20 protein-coding genes and 1 pseudogene are annotated in these 25641 nt (G+C 66.5%); 7 read left to right on the plus strand and 14 right to left on the minus strand.

The annotated features are described in order from the left end of the window. Positions 1–3: 3 nt before the first annotated feature. From GDR74_RS13670 to GDR74_RS13700, 7 genes are all read right to left on the minus strand, one after another. A complete protein-coding gene (locus GDR74_RS13670; protein WP_152586819.1) occupies positions 4–762 on the minus strand; it encodes a hypothetical protein in 759 nt (252 codons plus the stop codon). A gap of 19 nt (positions 763–781) precedes the next feature. Further along, positions 782–2047: a glycosyltransferase family 4 protein gene (locus GDR74_RS13675; RefSeq protein ID WP_194164711.1), complete on the minus strand. Its 1266-nt coding sequence runs from the start codon at positions 2045–2047 to the stop codon at positions 782–784. After that, the gene (locus GDR74_RS13680) at positions 2044–2880 is read right to left on the minus strand and encodes a class I SAM-dependent methyltransferase (RefSeq protein WP_152586821.1); all 837 of its coding nucleotides are present in this window, start codon (positions 2878–2880) and stop codon (positions 2044–2046) included. Before GDR74_RS13680 ends, GDR74_RS13675 begins: the two co-directional genes overlap by 4 nt. Beyond that, positions 2877–5105 (minus strand): glycosyltransferase, encoded by a 2229-nt coding sequence (locus tag GDR74_RS13685; protein ID WP_152586822.1) that lies wholly within the window; start codon positions 5103–5105, stop codon positions 2877–2879. The genes GDR74_RS13680 and GDR74_RS13685 overlap by 4 nt, the downstream gene beginning before the upstream one ends. 60 nt (positions 5106–5165) lie before the next feature. Next, positions 5166–5906 carry a calcium-binding protein gene (locus GDR74_RS13690; protein WP_152586823.1) on the minus strand — a complete coding sequence of 247 codons (741 nt, stop codon included), beginning with the start codon at positions 5904–5906 and terminating at the stop codon, positions 5166–5168. A 385-nt stretch (positions 5907–6291) separates the two neighbouring features. Next, positions 6292–7689, minus strand: coding sequence for an HlyD family type I secretion periplasmic adaptor subunit (locus tag GDR74_RS13695; RefSeq protein ID WP_246179493.1), 1398 nt, complete (start codon positions 7687–7689; stop codon positions 6292–6294). Next, positions 7676–9451 carry a type I secretion system permease/ATPase gene (locus tag GDR74_RS13700; protein WP_152586824.1) on the minus strand — a complete coding sequence of 592 codons (1776 nt, stop codon included), beginning with the start codon at positions 9449–9451 and terminating at the stop codon, positions 7676–7678. The genes GDR74_RS13695 and GDR74_RS13700 overlap by 14 nt, the downstream gene beginning before the upstream one ends. Before the next feature lie 262 nt (positions 9452–9713). Here GDR74_RS13700 and GDR74_RS13705 point away from each other — a divergent pair, with 262 nt between their 5' ends. The 5 genes from GDR74_RS13705 (at position 9714) to GDR74_RS13725 (ending at position 15045) form a co-directional block, all read left to right on the plus strand. Beyond that, complete coding sequence (locus GDR74_RS13705; protein WP_152586825.1) at positions 9714–10316, plus strand: MarR family transcriptional regulator; 603 nt, start codon at positions 9714–9716, stop codon at positions 10314–10316. A 97-nt stretch (positions 10317–10413) separates the two neighbouring features. Further along, entirely contained in the window at positions 10414–11442 is a 1029-nt protein-coding gene (gene galE, locus GDR74_RS13710; protein WP_152586826.1) for a UDP-glucose 4-epimerase GalE, read from the plus strand. Positions 11443–11577: 135 nt separating this feature from the next. After that, positions 11578–13149 (plus strand): ribulokinase, encoded by a 1572-nt coding sequence (locus GDR74_RS13715; protein ID WP_152586827.1) that lies wholly within the window; start codon positions 11578–11580, stop codon positions 13147–13149. Positions 13150–13244: 95 nt separating this feature from the next. After that, positions 13245–14606: an AGE family epimerase/isomerase gene (locus GDR74_RS13720; protein ID WP_152586828.1), complete on the plus strand. Its 1362-nt coding sequence runs from the start codon at positions 13245–13247 to the stop codon at positions 14604–14606. Continuing rightward, positions 14599–15045: a DUF1801 domain-containing protein gene (locus tag GDR74_RS13725; RefSeq protein ID WP_152586829.1), complete on the plus strand. Its 447-nt coding sequence runs from the start codon at positions 14599–14601 to the stop codon at positions 15043–15045. The genes GDR74_RS13720 and GDR74_RS13725 overlap by 8 nt, the downstream gene beginning before the upstream one ends. A 177-nt stretch (positions 15046–15222) precedes the next feature. Here the strand turns inward: GDR74_RS13725 and GDR74_RS13730 are convergent, their stop codons facing one another. Both GDR74_RS13730 and GDR74_RS13735 read right to left on the minus strand, forming a co-directional pair. Next, a complete protein-coding gene (locus tag GDR74_RS13730; RefSeq protein ID WP_152586830.1) occupies positions 15223–15609 on the minus strand; it encodes a hypothetical protein in 387 nt (128 codons plus the stop codon). A 222-nt stretch (positions 15610–15831) separates the two neighbouring features. After that, positions 15832–16311 (minus strand): Ros/MucR family transcriptional regulator, encoded by a 480-nt coding sequence (locus GDR74_RS13735; RefSeq protein ID WP_152586831.1) that lies wholly within the window; start codon positions 16309–16311, stop codon positions 15832–15834. A gap of 461 nt (positions 16312–16772) precedes the next feature. On the opposite strand from GDR74_RS13735, the gene GDR74_RS13740 reads away from it, so the two are divergent. Both GDR74_RS13740 and GDR74_RS13745 read left to right on the plus strand, forming a co-directional pair. After that, positions 16773–17612 (plus strand): aldo/keto reductase, encoded by an 840-nt coding sequence (locus GDR74_RS13740; RefSeq protein ID WP_152586832.1) that lies wholly within the window; start codon positions 16773–16775, stop codon positions 17610–17612. A gap of 45 nt (positions 17613–17657) precedes the next feature. Then, entirely contained in the window at positions 17658–18293 is a 636-nt protein-coding gene (locus tag GDR74_RS13745) for a hypothetical protein (RefSeq protein ID WP_152586833.1), read from the plus strand. Here GDR74_RS13745 and GDR74_RS13750 read toward each other — a convergent pair. From GDR74_RS13750 to GDR74_RS13765, 5 genes and pseudogenes are all read right to left on the minus strand, one after another. Then, on the minus strand, positions 18250–18522 hold the full coding sequence (locus GDR74_RS13750; RefSeq protein WP_152586834.1) for a hypothetical protein: 273 nt from the start codon (positions 18520–18522) through the stop codon (positions 18250–18252). The genes GDR74_RS13745 and GDR74_RS13750 overlap by 44 nt on opposite strands. A 526-nt stretch (positions 18523–19048) precedes the next feature. After that, on the minus strand, positions 19049–21859 hold the full coding sequence (locus tag GDR74_RS18445; protein ID WP_246179501.1) for a calcium-binding protein: 2811 nt from the start codon (positions 21857–21859) through the stop codon (positions 19049–19051). Positions 21860–21895: 36 nt separating this feature from the next. After that, a pseudogene (locus GDR74_RS18640) lies at positions 21896–24313 on the minus strand (calcium-binding protein); the annotation flags it as partial. A 7-nt stretch (positions 24314–24320) separates the two neighbouring features. After that, positions 24321–24905: a hypothetical protein gene (locus GDR74_RS13760; RefSeq protein ID WP_152586836.1), complete on the minus strand. Its 585-nt coding sequence runs from the start codon at positions 24903–24905 to the stop codon at positions 24321–24323. Further along, entirely contained in the window at positions 24902–25612 is a 711-nt protein-coding gene (locus GDR74_RS13765) for a hypothetical protein (protein ID WP_152586837.1), read from the minus strand. Before GDR74_RS13765 ends, GDR74_RS13760 begins: the two co-directional genes overlap by 4 nt. Positions 25613–25641: the final 29 nt, after the last annotated feature.

A 25641-nucleotide genomic window follows, 5' to 3' on the forward strand; every position in this document is an offset into this window, starting at 1 on the left:
CTCCTATCGGAGCGCGATCATCAGGGTGGAAACGGCGCTGGCGGCGGAAATGCCGGCCAGGGCGATCAGGATCGCGACGGCGCGCCGCATGGGCCTGTCGGCCGCGTTCGCAAGCTCGGCGATGCGCTCGTCGAACCCGGCGATCATCTTGTCGAAGCGCATGTGGAAGACCTCCACGTCGGCGATCCGCTGGGCGAGCTCACCGTGATTGGAGCGGACGACCTCCAGCGCGGCGCCGATGCCGTCCTCCTGCGAGGCCATGCGCTCCACCTGCCCCGCCGTCTCGCGGATCGCCTCCACCGCCTCGCGCAGGATGACCTGGGAGCGGTGCTGCGCCGCGATCAGCACTTCGAGCTGCTGCAGCACCCTGTTGAGCGGCGCGCTGATCGCCGCCTCTGCGACGCGCTCGTCCCGGCTCGGCGCGGGGAGGACGATCTCCTCCCCGGTCCGGCGGGAGACGGCGACCACCTCCAGTTCTCCGAGATCCTGCCCCACGCCGTCCGGCAGCTCGACCTCGAAGGCATGCGCCCCGTCGCCGATGCCGTTGCGCCGCAGGTCGATGCGGGGGCGGTCGGCCGTGGCGGAGGCCACCATCCGCCCCCGGAAGAGCACCCGCACGAGGAGCCTCTCCTCGGGCTGCCCGCGGTCCCAGACCCAGCCGTAGAGGCGGCGGCTCTCGATCGCGTCGAGCCGTCCCTGGATCTGACCCTTCGCCGCCTCCGGCGAGCGCTGGGGCGATGTCCTGACTTCTGCCGTGCTCATGAGGTCGTCCCTCCCTGCATCAGGCGGCCTGCGCGGGCGCGTCGAGGCCGCGGTAGAGGCGAAGGTGGCGGTCCGCCGTTTCGGCGATGGTCGGAGGCGGCCGGATTCCCTCGACCAGCCTGCTCCAGAGCCGCGGTTCCTGCATCGCCTGCCGCATGGCGCGGGCGAGCGCGACCGGATCGTCCGGGCGCACGTGCAGGCCGTCGGTCCCGTCGCGCACGGCCTCGGCCATGCCGCCGATCCCGCTCGCGATCACCGGACGGCGGTGATGAAACGCCTCCTGAATGACGAGTGGCGCATTCTCCCACCAGATGGACGGCATCACGACCCAGTCGACCTGCGCCATCAGCACCGGAAGATCCTCGCGCCGGTAGGGGCCGAGGCGCACCGCGTGCGGCTCGACGGCGCGGGCGAGCGCATCGACCTCCTCCACGAACCCTTCCGACTGGAACGGCGCTCCGCCATGGATGCGCAGCTCGAAATCGCGCTCCCCCTCGGCGACCAGGCGCTGCGCCGCCTTCAGAAGCACGGTCGCACCCTTCCAGGGGTTGAGATTGCCGAAATAGCCGAAGACCGCCCGGCGCCCGTCCGGCGAGGGACGGTGCGCGGCGACCGGCGCCTCGGGCCGGCCGTTCGGCACCACGTCGATCCGCGCCGCGGGAATTCCCCAGGCGACGAAGCGCTCCTTGATGAACCGGCTCGGGGCGATGAAGCGGTCGACCTGCGCGAACAGGGTCTTGATGTAGCGCTCGCGCAGGAGGAAACGGTCCGCCGCGGTCTCGGGGAAGCACCCGGCGCAGCGGTTGGGTGAGGCGCGCTCGCAGCGCTCGCGGCCACGCGTCCGCATCATCAGCCCGTCATGGGCGCAGATGGCGTAATAGTCATGCAGGGTCATCACGATCCGCGCCTGCGGCAGCACGCGCCGGATCACGGCGATGAACTCCACGCCGAGAAGCAGGACGTGATGGAGATGCACCACGTCGGGCCTGAACTCGCGCAGGAGCCCCGCAAGCTGCGGAACGACGCCGTAGGTGTCGACCTGGCTCAGGTAGAAATGGTCGAAATGGCCGCTCCAGAGCACCACCTCGTCCGGCGCGTCGCTCACCGCCTGGAAGCTCGTGCCGGGCCGGGGCTCCCGGTGGATGCGGTTGGTGGCCGCCAGGAACAGGGCCTCGACGTCCGGCCTTCCCCTAAGCTCACGGAACAGGTCGTGGGCGAAGATCTCCGTTCCCCCGGGGTGCAGGTCCGGATGATTGTGGGCGACGACGAGGACGCGCATGGTCAGGCCGCCTCCTCCGGCTTCGTCGCGATGACGATGTCCTGGTAATGGGCACTGTCGATGCCGCGCCAATGGCCGAGGCTGACCTTGCGGATGCGGAGTCCCGCCGCCTGCAGGGCTCCCTCGATCAGCGCCCTGTCGAACCCGATGGCGGCAAGCGGAGCGGCGGGGTCGCCGTACCAGGTTCCCTCCTCCCGTCCCGGCGTGAAGCGGGGACGCGCGCCGGTCCTCTCCACGTCCCCGTCGAGCACGAGAAAGGCCGTCATGAAGAGCCGGCCGCCCGGCGCCAGCAGGCGCATGACCTCGCGGGCATAGGCGGAGATTTCCGGGACGGGCAGGTGCGTCGCGACCGAGACCATCGCGGCGAAGTCGAAGCCCGCGTCCGAGAAGGGCAGCACGACCTCGTGACCGGCCAGCGATCCGCCCGGATTGTAGAGCTCGTGCGCCAGGTCGACCTGGCAGAACCGGAAGTTCGGATAGACGGGCGTGACGTTCTGCACGCACCATTCGATTCCTTCCTTCACCGGATCGACGCCCTCGTAGCGGCCCTTCTCCCCGTCGAGATACTGGGTCAGCGGCACCGCCATGCGGCCGATGCCGCAGCCGATGTCGAGGACGCGGTCGGAAGGCCTAAGGCCGCCGATGCGCACGAAATGTCCGAGAAACTCCGCGCCGATGGCCCGGTAGTCCCCGTCGCCGACGAAAACGTTCTCCGGCGGAGGCGCCGGCAGGAAGCGGTTGCGCGCGAGAGCCTCCTGGAGCGCGGAGAGGCGGTCCTCCTCCGCGGGGGAGAGCAGAGGCCGATAGGCGGAAACCTTGCTGCCGACCTGAGCGTTCATGCGGCCTTACTCCTCGTTCTTGCGGTTTTTCTGTACGCGCTCATGATCGCGGCGATCCGGTCTCCCCAGCGGGAGGCGTGGAGGGCGCAGTTGTACTGCCAGGCGACGCCCTTCATGTATTCGCCGCTCAGCGTCATCGACTTGCGTTCGAGATGGTAGAGCTCGACCTCGGGCGCATAGAGGATCCGGCGCTCGGCGGCGCTGATCTTGAGGCACAGGTCGCTGTCCTCGTAGTCGCCGATCACGTAATCCTCCGTGAAGCCGCCGACCTTCTCGAAAAGCTCGCGCGACGTCACGAGGCAGGCCCCGGTTACGGCGGGAACGACGCGCTCCTCCGTCGCGGGCGGATAGAAGCGCGGCATGCCCTTGTAGAAGTGATGGTTGAGCCAGCGCCCGCGATGATCGCGCTCGAAATACATGCCCGCGTGCTGGAGCGAGCCGTCCTCGAACAGGAGCTTCGGGCCCACCGCTCCGATGCGCCTGCGCCCGTCGAGACGCGACGCGAGGGCCTGGAGCCAGCCGTGCGAGACCGGAACGACGTCGGAATTGACGAGCGCGAGCACGTCGCCCCGGGCGAGGGCCGCTCCCGCGTTGCAGGCGCGCGCATACCCGCCGTTGCGTTCCATGACGGCGAGGAGGACCGGAAGCCCGTAGACGAGATGCAGGCCGCCGATCAGGTGTTCGACCTCCGCCGCCTGCTCCGGCGAGTCGAGGACATAGATCAGCTCGGCATTCTGCCGGAACCAGGGATCCATGGCGAAGGCGGCGATCTGGAAGCGCAGGAAATCGAGCGCCTTGTAGAGGGGAATGACGACGGACGCCTTCGGACGCGCCGGCAGCTCCCCGATCCGATGCAGGCGCGGCGCGTTCGCGCGGGCCTGCGTCCGGCGGTGGAGTTCGGCGATCACCGGCGTCAGCACGTTCGCGAGGAGCGTCTCGCTGACATGCTGTGGCGGCACGGCGCGAAGCGCCGCGGCGCGGGCCTCCGCGGGGTCGGCGGGCTGGGGAGCCGGAACCAGCGGGTGATAGGCCCCCGAGCGCAGCAGGAGGCGGAAGCGCGGCTGGAGAAGCGGCGCCGCGCCACGGGGGGAAGGCGCGAGAGCCGCGAATCCCGTGGCGGCGACGCGCCCTCCGCCGACGGCTTCCGCAGTGACGGGAAAGCGATGGAGGCTCCCGGTCAGGTCATGGACCGTTCCGCTCTCCGTGACGGCGGCGATGCCCGCGACGAGGCCCAAAGGATCCCGGAACCAGCCGGTGACGAGCGTCCCGGAGGGCGTGGAAAGGGCGCAGGCGATCTCCGCCGCGAGGCCCGCGCCCGTGACCTGCTGACGGTCGAGGGGCGCGGCGAGCTGCACCTCCACCGACGCGGCGCTGCCGGAAGCGGCGAGACCGGAGAGTTCGGCGAGCAGATGCTCGCGCAGGCCGGCCGCCTTCTTGCCGTGCTCGCGCAGCCACGCGGTGAGCGAGGGCGGCCTCCTCTCGGGCCTGAGCAGCCGCCGCACCACGATGCCTTCCTGCCCGCAGATGGCGAGCCAGCCGCCCTGCTCCGCCGCTTCGAGAGCGGCCAGCAGATGAAGCATCTCCCGACCGCTTCCGAGCGGCGCGCGGTGCGGCTCGCCCTTCAGCTTCTCCACGCCGCGCGCTCCGATGCGGTGGATGGACCGGACCGGGCCGAAGCCCGCCGGGAACGGTGTCTGCACGAGGGCGAGACCGTCGACCGCGCGCGCGACGACGGCGGCAGGCTGGGGCGACGGATCGAGGCGATGCAAGAGCGCGCCGACGGCGCGGACGAAGCCCGCATTGCGGTTAAGACGGAAGAGGCCGCTCCAGAGATTGAGAAGCGTCGAAGCGAGCGTGGCGCCCGCGCGGTCTTCGAGACCGTCGAGAAGGATGGCCGCGTCGAGCGCGGGGAGCGGCGCGTCGCCCGCGACGGTCAGTTCCGCGCTCAGGCCGAGAGCCTCGATCGCGAGCGTCGCATGCAGCGCCCTGCCCTCGGGCCGGCGCAGGACCCACAGGAGACGCGTGCCGCCGCCTTGACGCGGAAGGCGAAGGGATGCGGTCGGAGCGACGGCGACGGCCTCTGCGACGGAGAGGGACGCGGGCGAACGCACCGGCTCCGGCACATCCCAGACCGCCAGCATCGCCGCGCCGCCGAGATGGAACGCGAGCGGCTTGTCCGCTTCGCCCGCCATAGGGTCCATGTCCGAAAGGTCGAGCAACGCCATGCCGTTCCAGAGCCCTCGAGGTTGGGGCGCTGCAGCGCGGGGCTGCAGCGCCTTTGCACGTTATTGGACGGAGAAGTAGTCGCCCGGGTTGTTCTGCACGTCCTCGGCATTGACGTTGACGAGGGTGATCGTGTCGCCGTTTCCGAGGTCGATGAGCGTGTTGCCACCGACCTGATGGACGCGGCTCGCGATGTCGTCCGCCGAGGCGATGTCCGTGCCGTTGATCCCCTTGGAGATCTGGAGCAGGTCCTCGCCGACCTTGAAGTCCATGACGACGTCGTTGCCGCCGCCGCCGGAGAACACGAAGACGTCCTGCCCCGAATTGCCGTGCAGCACGTCGTCGCCGGCGCCGCCCTGGATGACGTCGTCGCCCGAACCGCCGCGGATGACGTCGTCGCCCGCGCCGCCCTGGAGCAGGTCGTCTCCGGCATTGCCGTCCAGGCTGTCGTTGCCGTCGCCGCCCTGGAGGACGTCGTTGCCGTTGCCACCCCGGAGATAGTCGTCACCGGCGCCGCCCTGCAGCACGTCGTCGCCGTTGCCGCCGAAGAGCACGTCCTCACCGGCGCCGCCCTGCATCATGTCGTTGCCGTTGCCGCCGAAGAGCACGTCGTGGCCGGCGCCGCCGAACAGGGCGTCCTCGCCTTCCCCGCCGAAGAGAAGGTCGTCGCCGTCCCCGCCGAAGAGAGCGTCGCCGCCGCGCCCTCCGAAGAGGAAGTCGTCTCCGCCATTCCCGAAGATCACATCCGGGGAATGGGTACCATGAAGCGTGTCGTGATAGGCACCACCTTCAAGAGTTGCCATGCCTGTCTCCTTGCTGTCTGGCCGGAGGGTCAGCTGCCCACCGGATGGATGGGGTGGATTACTGCGGACGAAACTCCCTGACGTTTCAGAAGCAGGGTTCGCGAAGGGCGTGCCTCGCATTCGCCGCGGTGCAAAACTGCTAAAGAGCGGCCGATTTGTAAACCCCGAAAAGCAGTAAAAAACGTAATCCGCGGCAGTATTTTTGCGTATTTATCTAGTAATAAAATCGTTCATTAGAAGATATAAACTCAAACAGTTTTATTTCGATTTTCGAAATATTTGCCATGGACGTCCGGTCAAGAGAGAAGCGCGAGGCGCGGCCATCTCCCTTTGCGGGCGCAGCACGGCCGCCCCTTCTGCAGAAGGGGCGGCGGTTCCTGACGGATCACTCCTCGCGGAACGCGCGGTTGAAGCTCTCCGTGATCGGCGCCAGCAGGTAGTCGATGGCGCGGCGCGGCTTGTTGAGAATGAGGATCTCGGCCGGCATGCCGGGATAGAGCTTGACGGCCGGATTGCTCGCCAGGCTTTCCGGGGCGATTGCGGCCCTCACCACGTAGAAGGCGGACTCGTTGCGCTCGTCGATCTGCTGATCCGCCGAGAGATAGGTCAGCGTGCCCGCGAGCGGAGGCGTGCTCCGGTTGTTGTAGGCGGTGAGCCTCACCTGGACGGGCGCCCCCACATGGACGGAGTCGATGTCGCGCAGCCCGACCTTCGCCTCGATGATCAGCGGCTCGTGCTCGGGAACGATGTCGAGGATCGGCTGGCCCGGCGAGATGACGCCGCCCGGGGTGCGCATGCGGATGTTCGTGACGATGCCGCTCTGCGGCGAGACCACCTCGATCCGGCGCAGGACGTCGTCCGCCGCGCTCATGCGCTCGACGGTCTCGGCGAGCTCCAGCTGCGCCGCCTGGAGATCGGCGGCAACCTGCTGCTGGAAGTCGTTCTCGATGGAGACGATCTCCAGCTCGGCCGCGGCCTTGGCCTGCTCGGCTTTCGCCTTGCGCGCCACGAGCTCCGCCGCCCGGCCGGTCAGCTCGCTCTCCCGGGTCTGCAGCTCGGTGAGGCGCGGACGGGGCGCGTAACCCTTCTCCACGAGCGTCGCGACGGCATTGAGCTCCCGGCTCAGGAGCTCGGCCTGGCGGGCGTTCGCCACGGCCTGGGCGTTGATCGCCGCAAGCTCCGCGGTCTGCTGCTCGACCGTCTTCCGCTGAATGTCGATCTTGCGGCCGAACATTTCCCGGCGGGAGGCGAAGACATTGCGCTCCGCCTTCATCACCTCCGCGGCGATGGGGCTCGGGGATGCCTTCAACGCCTCGGGGAAGGCCAGGTCCGCCTCGCGCGCCTGCTCGGCGCGGAGGCGCACGAGGCGCGCCTCGAGGCCGATCCGCTTGGCCCGAAGCTGCTCGAGCTCGGCCCTGGCGCGCGTGTCGTCGAGCTTCAGGAGCGGCTGTCCCGCCTGGACCGGGTCGCCCTCCTGGACGAGCAGGGTCTTGAGGATGCCGCCTTCGAGATGGCTCACGGTCTTGCGCTTGGAATCGACGATCACCGTCGCGTTCGCCACGGCCGCGCTGTCGAGGCGCGCGGCGAAGGCCCAGCCGACGAAGCCGCCGAGTCCGAGGACGACGGTGAGCGCGCCTGCGATGACCGGGGTGCGGAGGGACGGCCCGCCGCGCTCCTCGCTCTCGAAGCGCTCGATCCACGGGCGGACCGGTTCCGCCTCGTGTGCGACCGGGAGGGATCCGGATCTCGGCCGGCCCTGAATGAGAATCTCAGTGCGTGCCACGGGTCGAATCTCCCTGGACGGCCCTCACGGCCGGAGTGGAAGCGGGCTTGGCGATCTTCTCGGCGATCTTCTCGCCGCGGCCGTCGATGTCCACCACCGAGGCGCGCGGCCCGAACTGGGCGATGCGCCCGTCCTGGAGCACGAGAAGCTTGTCGGCCACCTGCATGATCGAGGGGCGGTGCGCGATGAGGACGACGATGGCGCCGTCCGCCCGCGCCGCCTCGATGGCCCGGATGAGGGCGCGCTCGCCCTCCGTGTCGAGGTTGGCGTTCGGCTCGTCGAGAACGATCAGGCGCGGATGGCCGTAGAGCGCCCTGGCGAGGGCGATCCGCTGCCTCTGCCCCCCGGACAGGACGAAGCTGCCGTCGCCGAGGCGCGTGTCGTAGCCCAGGGGGAACCGTCCGATCATGGCATGGACGTCGGCCCGCCGCGCCGCCTCGAGGACGAGCTGCGGATCGGCCTGCTGCATCCGGGCGATGTTCTCCCGGATGGTGCCGTCGAGCAGCGACACGGATTGCGGCAGGTAGCCGACCATGCGCCCGAAGGATTCGCGCTCCCACAGGAACACGTTGTGGCCGTCGAGATAGATGCCGCCGGTCGTCGGCCTGAACACGCCGACGAGGAGCCGCGCGAGGGTCGACTTGCCGGCCGCAGAGGGGCCGACCACGCCGAGCACCTCGCCCGGAGACAGCGAGAACGAGATTCCCTTGAGGACCGGAACGTCGGAACCGGGCGGCGCATAGACCAGGCGATCGACCACGAGGTCGCCGGAGGTGCGCGGCGTGGGCTGGGTGTCGCGCCTCGGCGTCTCCTTCTCCAGGAGCTCGACCACGCGCTTCCAGGCTGCGGAGGCGAGGACCCATTGCCGCCAGCCGTCGACCATGGAGTCGAAGGGCAGCAGGAGGCGGCCCATGATGATGCTGGCCGCCACCATGGAGCCCGGGCTCACCTCCTGCCTGATCACGAGCACGGCGCCGACGGACAGCACCGCGATCTGCATCATGTAGCGGCAGGTCCGCGTCAGGGACGACATGGCGCGCCCGCGCCTGGTGGCGATGTCGAGGAGATCCTGTCCGCGCAGCTGCGCGGCCCGCCAGCGCCGCGCCAGGGCGGGCAGCATGCCCATGGCCTCGATGGCCTCCGCATGGCGCAGGCTGGCGCTCATGTCGCCGATGCCCTGGATCGTGGACTCGTTCGCCCGCCTGAGCGGGCGCCGCGTGAGCAGGTCGGAGGCGAGGCTCAGCACCACGATGAGAATCGCGGAGACAAGCGCGACAAGGCCGTAGAGCGGATGCAGCGCGAAGAGGACCGCGAGGAAGATCGGGCACCAGATCGCTTCGAGGGGCACGCCGATGGCATTGCCCGTGATGAAGGACCTCAGATCGTTGAGATCGCGAATCGCCTGCCCGGCGCGGCCGCCGCCCTGCTGGACCGAGGCCGCGACGGCCGCCTGGAGAACGGGAAGGTTCAGCCGGCGCAGCAGGAGGCTGCCCATCACCTGGAACGTGAGGGCGCGCACGTAATCGAGAATTCCGAACAGGATCAGCCCGATGGCGGCGATGACGATCAGCATCGTGAGCGTGTCGACGCTCTGGCTGTTCACGACCCGGTCGTGCACCTGCAGCATGAAGAGCGGCACGGTGAGTTGCAGGACGTTGATGATCGCGCTCAGGAGGCCCGCATAAGCGAGGCCCGCGAAGAGCGCCTTGCGGCCGCGGTGGATGAGGTCCGCGGCTTCCCCAGAGACAGTCGCCTTGTTCATGCGAACCATTCCTGCAGCGATTTGTTCGACGAAAATGTGACGGAGAGCGAGTAATCGGCAACCCCGGTGGCAGGGATTATTTCCGATTGATTGACCCGTTGATAATTCTCTATACCATCATATGTCGGAGTTGCGGAATGTCACCCTGGAAATAGCACTCCCTTTATAACACAACGAAACACCACAACTTATAAGTTTAGGGAAATCGCCCGGGAAATAGTTCGAATTTCGAACTAATCACTAGCGAGTGGCAGGAGAAGGCATGGAACACAAATACAGCAACGAGGTGGGCCTCTTCCGGGAAGTGCCGACGGGCGGCTTGGCCGAGCTGCCGCCGGTTCCACGCTCCGCGCAGGCGCGCGAACCCGCCGATGCACCGCGCCCGGCTGCGGAGGAATCGCCCGGGATCTCGCATCTCGACCTCGTCCGGGTGGTCGAGCGGGTGCACCGGCGCTATCTGGACCTGTTCCGGCTCGACCTCGGCCGTCTCGGTGTGGACGATCTGAGCCCCTCCCAGGTGATGATGCTCTTCACCATCGGCTCGGACGAGCTCACGGTCCGCGATCTCATCGACCGGGGCTATTATCTGGGCTCCAATGCCTCCTACAACCTCAAGCGCCTGGTCGAGGGCGGGTATGTCGACCGGAGCGCCTCGGAGCGCGACCGGCGCTCCGCCCGCATCCGCCTGTCGGAGAAGGGCCGCAAGCTCTGCGAGGACGTCCGCAGGATGGACGAATCCTATCACCGCCTCGTGACGCGCAACGCCGAGGAGAAGCGCGACCTCGAAACCGCCTTCCGGACCCTCCAGCGGCTGGAGAACGTCTGGACCGGCGCCCTCCGCTACGGCGAGACCAACATCGCCTGAGCGCCCCTCGCCTTCCCGCCCCTCCTCCCCTAGTTTCCCTTCCTGAAAGCGCCCTGGCCGCCTCTGCCGTCGGGGCTTTCCTCATACGAGTTGCAGCATGGCCAGATTCCTCGTCACCGGCGGCGCCGGATATGTCGGCAGCCACACGGTCCTCGCGCTGGTGGAGCGCGGCGACGACGTCGTCGTCGTGGACAACCTTTCCCAGGGGCACCGCGCGGCGGTGCCGCCCGGCGTCGAGCTGATCGTCGAGGACCTCGCGAACACCCGCCGCGTCAACGAGATCTTCGCGGGCTGGCGCTTCGACGGCGTGGTCCACTTCGCGGCCCGCTCCCTGGTGGGCGAGAGCATGCGGGAACCGCTCATGTACCTTGCGGAGAACGTGAGCAACACGCTGCGGGTCGCCGAGGCGGCCATCAAATCCGGCTGCATGCGCTTCGTGCTCTCCTCCACGGCGGCCCTGTTCGGCATGCCCGACAGGATTCCCATCGACGAGGAATCGCGGCTCCATCCCCTCTCGCCCTACGGCGAGTCGAAGCTCATGGCGGAGCGGGGCCTCGAATGGGCGCAGAAGGTCCACGGTCTTCACTGGTCGGCGCTGCGCTACTTCAACGCCGCCGGCGCCGACCCCCAGGGGCGGCTCGGCGAGGACCACGACCCGGAAACGCACCTCATCCCGCTCGCCATCAACGCGGCTCTCGGCCTCGGCCCCGAGCTGACCGTCTTCGGCGACAGCTACGACACCGTCGACGGAACGGCCGTGCGGGACTACGTGCACGTCACGGACCTCGCCGACGCCCATTGCCGGATCCTGGACCGCCTCGCGACGGGACAGGGCGGCTGCTACAACGTGGGCAACGGCACGGGGTACTCCGTGCGGCAGGTCATCGATGCGGTGGAGCGCGTCTCCGGCCGCAAGGTGCCTCACCGGATCGGGCCTCCGCGCCCGGGCGACCCGCCCGTTCTCGTCGCCTCCAACGAGCGGCTGCGCCGCGACACCGGCTGGTCGCCGCGCTACGAATCCCTCGACGACATCGTGCGCACGGCGTGGGCCTGGCGGTCCGCTCACCCGCACGGGTTCGAGGAGGCTGCGGCGCAGCGCGAGACGCCTCTGCCCCAGGCCGTCTGACCTCGGGCGGGCCAGCGCGCGGCCCAGCCGCAGGAAGGATTTGAACCCGCTGCCGGAACCTGCAAATCTCCGGGTGGATTCGATGCGCCCTGCGCCGTCGAAATCCGTCCCCCCGTCCGTCCCCGGAGCGCATGAATGGCTATCGTCGCAGGCGTCGATTTCGGCACCCTCAGCGTGCGCGCGACCCTGGTGGACGACGGGAAAGGGCCGCTCGGGCTCGGCACCGCCGAATACCCCCTTCGCCGGAAGCGGGAGGACCCGGATCACGCGAGCCAGAGCCATGCGGACCATCTCGAGGCCCTGACGCTCGCGATGAAGCGGGCCCTCGCCTCCGCCGGGATCGACGGCGCCGATGTCGCGGCCCTCGCCGTCGACACGACGGGCTCCACCGTCGTCATGGTCGACGAGGCTCTCCGGCCGCTCGGCGATTATTATCTCTGGTGCGACCACCGGGCGAAGGCGGAGGCCGAGCGGATCACCGAGGTCGCGAAGGCCGAGAACCTGGAGGCGCTCCGCTGGTGCGGCGGCGCGTACTCCTCCGAGTTCGGCCTCGCCAAGCTGCTCCACTGGCTGCGCCACAACCCGGACGGGCGCGGGCGCTTCGCGACGGCGCTGGAGCATTGCGACATGATGGTGGCGACGCTCACGGGGGTGACGCACGTGTCGCAGATCAGGCGGAGCGTCTGCGCGATGGGCCACAAATGGATGTGGAACCCGCGCTGGGGCGGCCTGCCGCCGCAGGACTTCCTTTCGAAGGTCGATCCCCTGCTCGACGGAATCCGCGACAGGCTCGGCGGCCTCTACGGCACGTCCGACACGGTCGCGGGGCGGCTCTCGGAGAAGTGGGCCGCGCGCCTCGGGCTTAAGCCCGGCATCCCGGTTCCGATCGGCGCCCTCGACGCGCATTGGGACGCCATCGGCGCGGGATGCCGCATCGGCGACGCGGTGAACGTGGTCGGAACCTCCACCTGCGTCATGGCCATCGGCCCCGACGTTCCGCCCATCCAGGGCGTCAGCGGCGTCGTTCCGGGCAGCATCCATCCGTCCCTCGTCGGCATCGAGGCGGGCCTGTCCGCGACCGGGGACATGTTCGAAGCCATCGCGCGGCGCGCCGGCACGAGCATCCGCGCGCTCTCGGAAGGGCTGGAGCGCTACCGTCCCGGAGAAACGGGCCTCCTGCGGCTCGCGTGGGACAACGGCGACCGGAACGTTCTCTCACGGCCCGATCTCGGCGGGATCACCCTGGGCTGGAACCTGCTGCACACCGCGCAGGACGAGTTGTTCGCGGCCATCGAGGGCGCCGCGTTCCACACGCGCATCATCCTCGAACGCATGATGGAAGGCGGCGTGCCGGTGAAACGGGTCGTCAATGCGGGCGGCATCCCGCAGAACAACCCGGTGCTCAACCAGGTCTACGCCAACGTCCTCGGACGCCCCGTCCTCGTTCCGGACGGTCTGCCGACGGGGCTCGGGTCGAGCATCTTCGCAAGCCTCGCCGCGGGTTCCTACCCCGACGTGGAGAGCGCTCAGGATGCGATCTGCCGCCCGTACCGCGTCTTCGAGCCGGATCCCGCTGCGCGAGCCGTCTACGAGCCGCTCTACGGGCTCTTCAGGACGCTCTATTTCGGTTTCGGCGGAGCGGCCGCTCCCGCGGCTCTCGGCCATGTCCTGCCGGAACTGAAGCGGCTCGCGCGCCCGCGCTCCTGATGCGGCGCTCTCCGGCACAGCCGGTTGCGCCCCCGGGGCCTTTCCGGTTTCATGCCGCATCCCGGCGAACCGCCGCCTCTCCTCCGGAGATCCTCATGGCCCCATCCCTGCCCGTTCTTCCTCCCAGCGGCGCGCCATGGCGCGAGCGGCCCGGTCACAGGGCATGGCTGGCGGCGCGGGCCGACGATCTCCTCGCCTTCTTCGAGCGCCATGCCATCGATCCGAAGGGCGGCTTCTTCGAACTCGACGACGCCGGCCGTCCCACCGCCGATCCGGTCCGTCAGATCCACGCCACGACGCGCATGGTCCATTGCTTCGCCATCGCCCACCTGCTCGGACGGCCGGGTTCCGCGGCCTTCGTCGATCATGGAATGGACTTTCTCTGGAAGCGCCACCGCGATCCCGTCCACGGCGGCTATGCCTGGTCCCTGGACGGCGAGGGCTTCAGGGACGACACCAAGCAGGCCTACGGCCATGCCTTCGTCCTGCTCGCCGCATCGAGCGCGAAGGCCGTCGGCCATCCCCTCGCCGACCGCCTGCTCGAGGACGTGACCCAGGTCCTGCGGGAGAGGTTCTGGGAAGAGCGGCACGGGGCCGTCGCGGAGGAGTTCGCCCGCGACTGGACGCCGATGACCGGCTACCGGGGGCAGAACTCGAACATGCACCTCACCGAGGCGCTCATGGCCGCTTTCGAAGCCACGGGCACGCGCGCCTGTCTCGACATGGCCGAACGCATCGCGAGCCTGATCGTCGGCCGCCATGCGAGCGCCCTCGGCTACCGGGTGGCGGAGCATTTCCACGAGGACTGGAGCCTCGACCGCGACTATCGCGGATCCGACATCTTCCGCCCGGCGGGAACCACCCCGGGCCACTGGCTCGAATGGAGCAGGCTCCTGCTTCAGCTCTGGTCGCTGGGAGGCGAGCGGCACTCCTGGATGCCGGAGGCCGCCGAGGCCCTGTTCAGGCAAGCGGTGGAACTCGGCTGGGACAAGGAGAACGGAGGCTTCTTCTACACCCTCGACTGGGACGACCGGCCCGCCCTGCGCCAGAAACTGTGGTGGCCCTGCGCGGAAGCCATCGGCGCGGCGTCCTTTCTCTGCGAGCATCGCCCGAGCGACTTCCACGAGAGCTGGTACCGATGCCTGTGGGACTTCGTCGCCCGGCATTTCATCGACCGCGCGAACGGCGGGTGGCATCCCGAACTGTCGGAGACCCTCCGGCCCGCCGCGACGCTCTTCACCGGCAAGCCCGACATCTACCATGCCCTTCAGGCCTGCCTCATCCCCCTCTACCCGTCGAGGGCGAGCCTCACGCGGGTCGTCGCGGACGAGAACCGGATGGGGGATCGCTCCGGCGGTTCCGGGAAACGGCGCGGCGGCGACACGGAGGCAAGCGTCCTCCCGGATTCGGCGGTTCAGGAAATATCGACAACGGAAGGAGAGAAGCGTCATGGATAAAAGGGAATCTCAGGAATCCGCATCGCCGTCCCGGCTGATCGACGGGAGGATCGCGGAACTGGGCGACTGGCGGGGCGAGACGCTCGCCCGGCTTCGCGCCCTGATCGGGCAGGCCGACCCGGAAGCAGTCGAGGAATGGAAGTGGCGGGGGGTTCCGGTGTGGTCGCATGCCGGGATCATCTGCACCGGCGAGACCTACAGGAATGTCGTGAAGCTCACCTTTCCCAAGGGTGCCTCGCTGGAAGACCCCTCCGGTCTCTTCAACGCCAGCCTCGAAGGCAACGCCAGGCGGGCCATCGACATCCGCGAGGGCGACAGGATCGACGAAGAGGCGTTCAAGGCGCTCGTTCGCGCCGCCGTGGCGGTCAATCTGTCTTCCGTCGCCAAGCGCCCGAAAGGCGCATCGGCGCGGTCCCGCGCCGTGAATTCGGCATCATAGAGCATTTTCAGGAGAAGTGGGTACCGGTTCTCCGTCCGAAAATGCGGCCAACCAAGAGCTTCGGAGCGGAGTGCGATTCCATCGAAGCGCAAACCGCTCTAGCGCATTGCGCGAAAAAGGCCGTGCCCGCGAAGCAATCGGCCTTCCCTGCCCGACGGGGCGGAGCGGCAGGCGCTCTCAGAGCGCGCGGCGCCTGAGGAAGGCGCCGCCGCTTTGCCCCGCTTCGCGCAGGCGGCATTTCTGCATCACGACGTCCTGGAACCTGTCGACGGCGGCGAGCGCCTGCACCCGCAGGGCCGCGACCTCCGCGATGTCCCGGGCCGCGAAGCGGTCTGCCGCCTGGACGAGTCGTGTGCATCGCGCGGCAACCTCGCGCCTCGCCTCCTCCAGGAGCGCGTCCGGGAGCCTGTCAGGCACGCTGCCCGCCTCCGCGCTACGGCAGGCGTGCAGCACCGCACCGACGAGATCCTCGTCCGCATAGAGGCCCGTATGGTGCCGGATCCGGTGGCGGGCACCGTCGAGGAAGTGCTTGATGTCGCGACGCCATGCGCTCTCGTCCGCCATCCGCGAAACCCCTTGGCCTGCGAAGCGCATACCGATCCCGCAGGACCGCGAGCCGGCTCCCGGACACGGGAGAGCTCCAGCGCCACGCCGACAGGAAACCTCCCGATCCGTAAGGATCCTGTTAACGGGCTCGCCCCTCGCTCGTCCGCCCCATGCACGAACGAAAATGCCCGCTCGGCGAGCGGGCATCCGAAAGGTCCTTGGCTTGTGGCGCAGGCGTCCTCAGGCGGCCTTCTTGCTGCGGCGCCCCTTGGCGGCGGGAGCGGCCGGAGACGCGGCCTTGTCGTCCTCGGACTTGCGGCGCTGCTGGCCGAGACCCATGGTCTTCGCGAGCTCGGAGCGGGCCTTCGCATAGTTCGGAGCGACCATCGGATAGTCGCGCGGCAGGTCCCACTTGGCGCGGTACTGCTCGGGCGTCATGTTGTAGGTGGTGCGCAGGTGGCGCTTGAGCGACTTGAACTTCTTCCCGTCTTCCAGGCAGATGATGTAGTCGGGCGTGATCGACTTCTTCACCGGAACCGCGGGCGTCAGCGTCGACTGAGGCGCCTCGACAAGTCCCTGCGCCGTCTTCGTGAGCGCGGAGTGAACCGAGTTGAGGAGCGAAGGCAGATCGGCAGCAGGAACGGAGTTGTTGCTCACATAAGCCGAGACGATATCGGCCGCGAGTTCGATGAAATTCGGGGTGTTAACGTTCTCGCTCATAGTGTTGTTGTCCTTGGCCACGCGCCAAACAGCGGGATCGGTGAAGTAAGGAATATTGTTCCGTATCGCTTATCAGGATCAACGTTGCTGTCATCATTAAATCCTGAAACGCACCGCCGAAATATGACTGAAATCGAGTTTTGGCAAGATGCGAATCCGGTTCGTTCCCAAGTTGTTCCAGTTTTTATTGTCACAAACAAGTCAACCGCAGGCCCGACACCCTGCGACTTTCAACCGGCGCGGCGGCCCGACCGAGCCCTGAAGCCAGCGTTTTCATAAGTATTGGGGGTCGATGAGGAAAGAATCCGCCGCGCCGGCCGTCGCTGCCGCCTGTTTGGCGGCACCACAGGAGAATTGCGGAACGAAAACTTCCGGGAACATCGACAAGACCATGCCGGCGATTCAGAATGCCGGGAGCCGGCGGGACGCGCCGGCCGCCAAGGGAGGCATCGTGAGGCATCGTGAGGCATCGACGCTTCGGATCCGTCCACCGCCCCGTCTCCATCGTCGGCCAGGGCACCTGGCGTCTCGACGAGGCGCCGTGCAGGCAGGCGGTCGAGGCCCTGCGCCTGGGGCTCGACCTGGGGATGAACCACATCGATACGGCGGAAATGTACGGCGATGCGGAGCCCCTCGTCGGCGAGGCCATCGCCGGGCGGCGCGACGAGGTCTTCCTCGTTTCCAAGGTGCTGCCGCAGAACGCCTCCCGCCGCGGCACCGTCGCCGCCTGCGAGAGATCCCTCGCGCGCCTCGGCACGGACAGGCTCGATTGCTACCTCCTGCACTGGCGCGGCAGCATTCCGCTGGAGGAGACCGTCGCCGCCCTCGAATCGCTGCGGGAAAGCGGAAGGATCCTGTCCTGGGGCGTGAGCAACTTCGACGAGGAGGATCTTGCGGAGGCTCTCGCCGTCGCAGGCCCCGGGCGGATCGCCTGCAACCAGGTGCTCTATCATCTTGAGGAGCGCGCCATCGAGCATGCGGTGCTTCCCTGGTGCGAGAGGCACGGCGTCGCCCTCGTCGCCTATTCGCCCTTCGGCCAAGGCAGCTTCCCCGCGCCCCGTACGCCGCAGGGACGGGTGCTCGAACGGATCGCCGCCGCCCACGGCGCGAGCCCGCGTCAGGTCGCCCTCGCCTTCCTGACCCGCACGCCCTCCGTGCTCGCAATCCCCAAGGCCGCGACGGCGGACCATGTGCGCCAGAATGCCGGGGCGGGGGATCTCGTCCTGTCGGAGGCCGACGTCGCGGCGATCGACGCCGCCTTCCCGCGCGGCCGCAGGCCGCGCACCCTGCCGACGATCTGAGGCGCCGCCGGCTCCCGCACACGGATTCCTTCGGAAGGCGATGCGATGACCCTCTCCCCGATCGTCCTTCCGCTTTTCGCCCTTCTCGTGGCGGGGTGGAGCGTCGCGCTCGCGGCCTCGTTCCCCGCGCGGCGGCGCGAGGCGCTGCGCGATGCGCTTTCGGCCGCCCTCCTGGACGATCCCCGCTTCGGGGAGGCGGACCGTGCGGCGGTGCGGGACGGCCTCGCCTCTCTCCTGGGGCCCGGCATGGGGCCGGCGCTGCTCGCAGGCGTGCCTGCGATCCTTCTCGCCCTGGCCCTGCAGGGACTGGCGGCGCGCATCCGCGGCGTCTCCGGGCCCTCGCCCCTGGAGCGGCTCGAATGGGCGCGCCACCGCGCCCATGAATTGCGGCGGTTTGCCGAACGCGCCGAGGGAGGCGGCGCCGTCCGGGAGGATCCGCGCTTCCGCAGGCTCGAGGAATTGGCCTTCGAGTGCGAATTGCTGCGGCGCCCGTTCCTGATGCTCGGGCTCGGCGGTCTTTCCCTCCCCGCGCTCGCCCTCTACGGGCTGGCCTACGGCTTCCGCGAGGCGTTCTTCGTCCTGCCGCAGCTGGCCTTCTTTCTCGCAAAGGCCCTCGCGCCGGTGCTGAGGCCGCCGGTCAGGAGGCGCCGGCCGACATCCGGGACAGGACGAGCCAGATGACGAAGCACAGGATCGAGACGCCGGGCACGAGGAGGCCGAGCACCGTCCAGCGCCGGACGCGGTGCTCCCAGACATGGGTCTGATGCTCGACCTCGTCCGTCAGGGGAGCCTTCAGGAGAGCGTGGAACTTGTGCCGGGAATAATAGCCCATGGCGATGACGAAGGGGGACAGCCAGGCGAAAATCACCGCCAGATCCCACATCAGGTTTCGGTATTGCGCGACCACCACGTCCCTCTCCGCCTAGCCCCTCCCCCTCATCCGGCCGCAACGCACCCGGGACCGGGCGCGGCGAAGGGGATGATCCGGAAGCGGGCATGCCTGTGCTTGTGCGACACGACGCGTTATTGGGCGAGAACACCGGTACGCCGGTCGAGGTTCCCGGGCTGCGCCTGCACGGAATGCAGGCCGGGGCTTCGCACGGCGCCATGGCGCGAATGCAATATGTTTGAAATCCTACCGCGCCGGATACCCGCCGTCGACCGCAGGACGGGCCACGCCCCATCCGGGCCTGCGGGCCTGCCCGGTCGCGGGGACGGCCAAGGCCGTTCGCTGCAATTTCGTTCGAAATCCAGTTTGCCGGAAGGCGCCCCGCAAGGGCTGGCGCCGGAGACGCCACGATGCGCCCCGGCGCCATGCGTGAGGCCCATGGCAAAGGCGCTTCGGGTGGCGAACGGCGGAACCGCGGTTGCGGCCTTCGTCTGAGCCGACAGGTCTCGGGGGAGGACGACGCTTCATCCTCGCCGCCGCACGCGTCTCAATGGATCCGAGCCTCGGGCACGAGCGCATGCAAGGCCATGTTGTTGAAGGGCAGGGCTGCGGGCCCCTCGCCCGGCATGGTGTAGGGAGGAGCCGACCGATCCATGATCGTGCCGTTCGCATCGCCGATCTCGTAGTGCCTCACGCCATCGTCGTCGACATACCACTTCCAGATGGCGTCCTCCTCGCTGTCCCCTTCGCCGGCCAGCTCGATGTAATAGTAATCCCACACATCATTCCGGTCGCCGACGTCCCATTTCTGGATCACGAAATGGTCGTTGTCGAAAAGGGTTTCCTTCTGCCAGCACGTCCTCGCATCCGCCAGCAGGTACTGCTTGATGCGTGCCCAATCCCTGCCGTTCTGATCGTAGTCGTAGGTTCGCCAGGTATCGTCGTCCATCTTGTAGTTGTGAGCGTAGCGCCTCCCGTTCCGGTCGAACAGCTGGATCGAGTACTGCCACTCCTGGCCATCGCCGTAGTCCCAGAAGCGAACGTATTTCTCGTTGTCGCTCGTCATGCTCATGTACTGTTTCTGGTGGAGGCGCCGGAAGTGGCCCGGCGCTTCCGGATCGGGCTGATACTCGGTGTAGAGCCTCGCCCAGTCCGGGTCTGCGTTCGTCACGTCCCACCGCCAATCCGTCATCGTCGCTCCACGGCTGTTCGGCGTATCCAGCGCGATCCGCTCGGAGAGGCGGGTCGTCCGGTCTTCGCCCGTATAGGTGACGGTCTTGACGTCGTAGTCGGAGTGCTGACGGTCGAGGTCGCGATCGACCTCGGCATAGGTGTTGTCGTCAAAGAGGAACCGTTCCTGCGTGATGCGGCTGGGGTCCTGCCTGTAGTCGTATTCGTAGCGCTGCCATTTCACGCCGGACGTGTAATCCCACTGGAAGACTCTGCCGCGTGCGACCGTTCCGTCGTCGTTGCGCCAGGTCTGCTCCTGCCAGGCCAACTGCCCGGCCCTGTTCCAGAAGGTCACCTGCTGCGACCAGTCGCCCGGGACGGAGTGCCAGTCCCAGCGGACCTTGGAGTAGGTCGGATGGGTATCGTAGTTGATCTCCTTCCAGACCATGCGGTCCTCGCCCTCGATGTAGAGGGTGGAATCCGCCCAGTCCTGGCCGTTGAAGTCCCATTCCCTGATCACCGTGTGGCCGGGCGCGGACGCGGTGCCGTAGTAGCGGTAGGACTCGTAGTGCTTGCGGCCGCCGGCGTCGTAGCGCTCCTCGAAGCGCTCCCATTCTCCGTCGCGCGCATAAGGCGCCGGCGGAGAGCCGTAATTGATGCCGTCGCCCTGCGCATGGTCCTTGCCTTTCAGGATCCGCGCGCCGCCGTCATAGGTCGTGTCCTCCGTCAGCCAGTGATCGGAGTTGGGGCTGTAGACGTCGTATTCCCGGACGATGACGTCCCAGGCGGCCTGGTTGGCCGGGTCCCACAGGCGCTCGATGACGTCGACGGGGCTGGGGTCGGGATCGGGCTCGTGGAGCGTGTCGACCTGGCGGAAATCGTCGTAGACGCCGCCCACGTTCATCGACCATGTCGTGCGGACGCGCCAGGCCCGCGCGCCGTCGTGGTCCCACTCCGTGATCGTGCGCGTCGTGTCGTCGTTCTCGTATTGCTGCCTCACGAGCCGCGCCTGCGTATCGTAGGTCTGGACGTAGGACGCCCAGCTTTCGGAGGCGGCCACGTCCCACGCATAGGCGCGGCGCGAACCGTCCGGGTGGAACACGGTTTCGCTCATGAGCGTGTTGTCGACGGCGCGCCGCTGGATGAAGATCTCGAACTGCGCCGGATTGACGGCCCATGGACGCCAGCCGAGCGTGCTCTTCGAGCCGTCGCTGTCGTCCACGTCCCAGGCGATGTCCCGGTCGGCGTCGATCGCGTAGTCGAGCTCGGCCTGAGTGAAGGTGCCGTTGCTGAACCGGAACAGCTCGATGGCGGCCAAGTCCGTGCCGTCCGGCGAGCCCGCACGCAGATCGACGATGGAATAACGGCCGACCGCCTCGTTGAAGCGGATCCTGTAGTCGGAGTGCAGGCCGGTGAGCACGAGGGTGTCGGCGCCCTCACCGCCGTCGAGGTAGTCGACCTCCGGCCCTCCCACCAATATATCGTTGCCGCCGCCGCCGAAAAGTTGATCGCGTCCGCCGCCGCCGTCGAGGCTGTCGTTGCCGGCGCCGCCCGAGAGCATGTCGTCGCCGAGGCCGCCGCGCAGGGTGTCGTTGGCGGCATCACCCGAGAGAACGTCGCTGCCCTCACCGCCGTCGAGCGTGTCCTGCCCGTCGCCGCCCCACAGCTTGTCGTCGCCCGTGCCGCCTTCGAGGCGGTCGTCGTCCGCATCGCCATAGAGCTGGTCGTTACCCTCGCTGCCCGACAGGCTGTCGGCGCCAAGGCCACCATACAGGGTATCGGCTCCCGCGGCGCCGGAGAGCAGGTCTGCTCCTGCCCCACCCTTCAGGACATCGTCGCCCGCCTCGCCGTAGAGGTGGTCGCCCCCCTCATCGCCAACCAGCCCGTCATTGCCGCTGCCGCCGTAGAGCGTGTCGTCGCCGCCGGAGCCGAGCAGTGCGTCATTGTCGGCACCGCCATAGAGAAGGTCGTTGCCGTCGCCGCCGTCGAGATCGTCACGGCCATCGTCGCCGTGCAAGGTGTCGTCGCCGCCGTCGCCGCGCAGCCGGTCGCCGCCGTCGCCCCCATGCAGCGTGTCGTCGCCGCTGCCGCCCGCAAGAGTGTCGTCGTCCTCGTCGCCCTGAAGGTGATCGTTGCCCTCACCGCCCCTAAGGTCGTCATGACCGATGCCGCCGACAAGCCAGTCCACGCCGGTCCCGCCGACCAGCAGGTCGTGACCGCTGCCGCCGTTCAGGGTGTCGTCGCCCTCGCCCCCACGAAGCTCGTCCGAGCCCTCGCCGCCAAGCAGACTGTCATTGCCGGCATCACCGAAGAGGAGATCGAATCCGGAACCGCCGTCGAGCAGATCGTTGCCATTGCCGCCATACAGCTCGTCGCCCTCGCTGCCACCGGAGAGGGTATCGTTACCGTCGCCACCGTCGAGGATGTCGCCTTGCGTGCCGCCGTCGAGGCGATCGTTGCCGGCTCCGCCATAGAGCGCATCGTAGCCTTCGCCGCCGCTCAGGGTGTCGTCGCCGGCCTCGCCAAAGAGTTTGTCGTCCCAGCCGTCGCCGGAGAGACTGTCGTTGCCGTTGCCGCCCCGAAGGGTGTCGTTTCCGTTTCCGCCTTTGAGGGTATCTTTGCCTCCGCGGCCATAAAGCGCGTCATTTCCTCCGTACCCTTCGAGAAGGGTCCGCTCGTTACCGCCCTTATATGTGTTCCTTCGGTCATTCCCCTTGATATGCCAAATAGCCAAAGCTTGGTGAGCATTGAATTTCATGCTCGAGTATTGATCGTCCAGCCAGGCTTCGACATACAGCGGCAAGCCTGCGGCTGTTTGATGATAAAGCGCAGCAATTTTGCCGCTCAGATCATATTGCGCAACCAGACGCGTCCCATCGGATTTCTGGACGACAGCGGCATCATAACCCTTTTGCCCAAGCCGAAGTGCAAGCTTGCGATCACCACTGCCTGAAAACCAGTTCTGGGTACTTCCGTCGCCAGGCCTAACCCTAACGCTGTCTCGACTCGCGGTCAGTGTCGCGTTGTTGCGGCCAAGTGCGAAAACTGCGTCGGCAACCGTAATTTTCTTACCATCGGATGTTATGGTCATGGCCGTGCCGTTTATCCGCGACCCATCCGAGTACCACGTCGACTGCCTGTTGTGGTGAAGGGGAATGTATGTGATGCCTAATTCACCAAGGGTCTTGAGCTCTCCGGGATCAACGACTCCATCAACGTCGGCATCTGCCCAGACTTTGAAGAGCCTAAACTCGGGATCAAGCGACGAGAGCTTCCCGTCATGGTTGGCATCAAAAGTGAGCCGCAGGGCTTCCATATCGCTCGTCGCGGCTGTCTCCCACTGACTAAAAATGAACTCGTATGCATGCTCGATTACACCGTCGGGATACCATGCGCCGCTACGATCTAGGTCAATGACAAGAATGCCATCACCACCACTGAACCATGCTGTCCGCCCTATAATTCCGTCATTATTGTAATCGTAAAATGTAGGGGACTTATCGAGAGGAACAATATCGATGCCGTTGCCGTCTAGGTCGAGTAAAATAGGGACTCCCACGCCAGCCGGCGAAGCGCCATCGTCATCGTTTATGCTGTTCGGAGGAGCCGTGCCGCCTGGTTCCTGATTTGGCGGATCGGCCTCCCCGCCTGGGGCGGGAGGGCTTAAGCCCGATCCATTCTTCCCTTCCGAGGGATCGTCACTGCTGTTACCGGGCTTATCTGCTCCTGCCGGCCCAACGCTGCCTCCGCCGCTTTGGCTCACGCCGCCGTTTGGACCTTTCCCTGGATGACTGCCTCCACCTCCTCCTTGCGGACCTTTTCCAGATCCATCACCACCTGCTCCTTGCGAACCGGTAGGCTGCCCCCCTACATACCCCTCGGCAGATTGATCGTTGCCATTCCCTCCTCCAGCATCGTTTGAATTCGGGAATTTTGGCAAAGTATTGTTCTTGATCTGCTCCGGGAGGTTGGAACGCGGGTTCGTCACCGGTGGCTTATGCGGACCTTCAACCACGTTCTTGACGAGGGAGGATGCCGCAAAACCTGCCGCATTCCCGTCCAGCATCGCCTTCGCAGCCTTTTCTGCCCTTACTTCGCCACCGCCAAGGGCTGCCTTAACGGCACTGCCTAAAGACCCAAGCGCTCGCCCAAGAAACTGCGCCTGAAGATCGGGTGGGCTGTTCTCGCTTGCCTTCTGATCATCTGGAACCGGTTTGCCAAGATCCTCGTAAGGGTCGGGTTTGATACCGAGCGATTCAAGGACCTTGCCCAGCTTTTCGTAAAACTCAGGCTTGTGACCCAAGGCGCCTCCCGCCAAGCCGGGATACTTATGATGCAGGATTTCATGAACAAAGATCTTTATGGGTGCCTTCCAGTGGTTCGGATTGATCCATACCATTGGTGGTTTGCCAACGGCCTGGGAATGCCCAGCCTGACCAAGCGGGACCACTTTCTCCAGGAACTCCTTGTTGCCCGGAGTTAGGTTTTTGCTTTTCGGATTGTCGGTGACAAGAATGTCCACATCTTTTGGGACACTCAGCAGGTCTTTGACGTTGGGAAGCTTATTCAGCTCATCAATCCAACTCTGCACCAGTTCTTTGTCTATGGCATATTCGTCGACTGAGAACGTAATCGAGCCCATTGTTTCCCTACTTTCCAGACGCGTTCGGGTCAGCGATCCGATTTAGGATGGAGTTCATCGTCGGTTCGCTACATGCTTCCAACACCAAGCTGTCGGGCTGCTTTCGATGGACCGAGCAAACGATCTTCGCATTGCCAATCTCGAGCAGTACCTTGTCTGTGTCCGGGAACTTCCATCGACCCGCGAAATCGGCGCCGTGGCCGCTATCGGCACTCCAACCTTCCAGCCGTCCGCTTTCCCGAAAACACAGCCATAAAGCGGAAGCCGGCCGCTGGATCGAGGTTGCATGCCCCCAACAGCCAACAATTTGTGGTCTGTTTTCCATCGCGAAAGCGGGCCAAGTAGCAACTGGGTGAAGTAGGTTGAGATGGATTGCCGTGCTGATGGCTGCCACTTTACCAAACATCCCGAGGTTCTTGCTGAACGAGTTCAGGGCTTTGACATTCGCTTGGTCCAGCGCGTGCTGGGAGGATTTGATCGTATCAAGGGTTGCCGCGATCGAGGCGTTCGTAAGTGCCTCGGCGTTGTTAATGGCGTCCTTCCAATCCTTGTCGGTTGGCTCGCGCTCTTTCCCCGCTGCGGTGGCAGTCATCCTCTGGCTCCATTGGTCAAGTTTTTAAGACGACGGGTCCAAACAACGGCAAGAACAGCAGCACTCAGTGCGAATGCTGCGACACACATTGCCCCCCATGTCAGGAACCAGTAAGAGGCGACGTCGGTGTAGATGCCGTCGAAGCCCGGCCTGAAACGACGCCCATCCTTAGGAATGATCAAGTCATACTGGAAGAACGCGATGTACGTTAGAAATGAGCAAAGTATTGCGATTCCAACCCAGAATTTTATGTAATATAAATAATTGCCCCTCGTCCGCTTCGATACCTTTAGATCATTGAACTTGCTGAACGGCAGGGATGCCGCGACGAGTATCAAACTCACGCATAGAGTGGCCGCGTAGCCGGAGACAACATACGCATGAAGGTCGGCTACGCACCGTGAGGATTCCCTCGATAGAAACGCTATTTCCTGAAGCGCTATCGGGCGCAGATAGCGCACGATTGCCAATGCCGTATCCAGATCCCACGGCAATGCGATCTCGCAACGGGCATTGAACCGGGCCGACAGGGCGGCGATCATGATCAGGCCGGAAAGGACCGTCCCGACGGCGATCGGGACCGTGAGATAGTGGATATGACTCCACGTGTTGGGCGTCTCGAAATCCTGCTCGCCGTAGTTCATGATATTCATCGTATCGTGCCTTGAATTCTCGTTGGTCCGCCGCAGCGCATCTGCGAGGGCCATGGATGCCGCAAAGGGCGTCTGTCAGCGCT

It is taken from the genome of Microvirga thermotolerans (assembly GCF_009363855.1).
In the GTDB taxonomy this organism is placed as follows: Bacteria; Pseudomonadota; Alphaproteobacteria; order Rhizobiales; family Beijerinckiaceae; genus Microvirga; species Microvirga thermotolerans.

Bases quoted from the DNA above. Each gene is read 5' to 3' on its own strand.
- GDR74_RS13670 (WP_152586819.1), bottom strand. From the start codon at position 762: ATGAGCACGGCAGAAGTCAGGACATCGCCCCAGCGCTCGCCGGAGGCG.
- GDR74_RS13680 (WP_152586821.1), bottom strand. From the start codon at position 2,880: ATGAACGCTCAGGTCGGCAGCAAGGTTTCCGCCTATCGGCCTCTGCTC.
- GDR74_RS13685 (WP_152586822.1), bottom strand. From the start codon at position 5,105: ATGGCGTTGCTCGACCTTTCGGACATGGACCCTATGGCGGGCGAAGCG.
- GDR74_RS13690 (WP_152586823.1), bottom strand. From the start codon at position 5,906: ATGGCAACTCTTGAAGGTGGTGCCTATCACGACACGCTTCATGGTACC.
- GDR74_RS13700 (WP_152586824.1), bottom strand. From the start codon at position 9,451: ATGAACAAGGCGACTGTCTCTGGGGAAGCCGCGGACCTCATCCACCGC.
- GDR74_RS13705 (WP_152586825.1), top strand. From the start codon at position 9,714: ATGGAACACAAATACAGCAACGAGGTGGGCCTCTTCCGGGAAGTGCCG.
- galE (WP_152586826.1), top strand. From the start codon at position 10,414: ATGGCCAGATTCCTCGTCACCGGCGGCGCCGGATATGTCGGCAGCCAC.
- GDR74_RS13715 (WP_152586827.1), top strand. From the start codon at position 11,578: ATGGCTATCGTCGCAGGCGTCGATTTCGGCACCCTCAGCGTGCGCGCG.
- GDR74_RS13720 (WP_152586828.1), top strand. From the start codon at position 13,245: ATGGCCCCATCCCTGCCCGTTCTTCCTCCCAGCGGCGCGCCATGGCGC.
- GDR74_RS13725 (WP_152586829.1), top strand. From the start codon at position 14,599: ATGGATAAAAGGGAATCTCAGGAATCCGCATCGCCGTCCCGGCTGATC.
- GDR74_RS13730 (WP_152586830.1), bottom strand. From the start codon at position 15,609: ATGGCGGACGAGAGCGCATGGCGTCGCGACATCAAGCACTTCCTCGAC.
- GDR74_RS13735 (WP_152586831.1), bottom strand. From the start codon at position 16,311: ATGAGCGAGAACGTTAACACCCCGAATTTCATCGAACTCGCGGCCGAT.
- GDR74_RS13745 (WP_152586833.1), top strand. From the start codon at position 17,658: ATGACCCTCTCCCCGATCGTCCTTCCGCTTTTCGCCCTTCTCGTGGCG.
- GDR74_RS13760 (WP_152586836.1), bottom strand. From the start codon at position 24,905: ATGACTGCCACCGCAGCGGGGAAAGAGCGCGAGCCAACCGACAAGGAT.
- GDR74_RS13765 (WP_152586837.1), bottom strand. From the start codon at position 25,612: ATGGCCCTCGCAGATGCGCTGCGGCGGACCAACGAGAATTCAAGGCAC.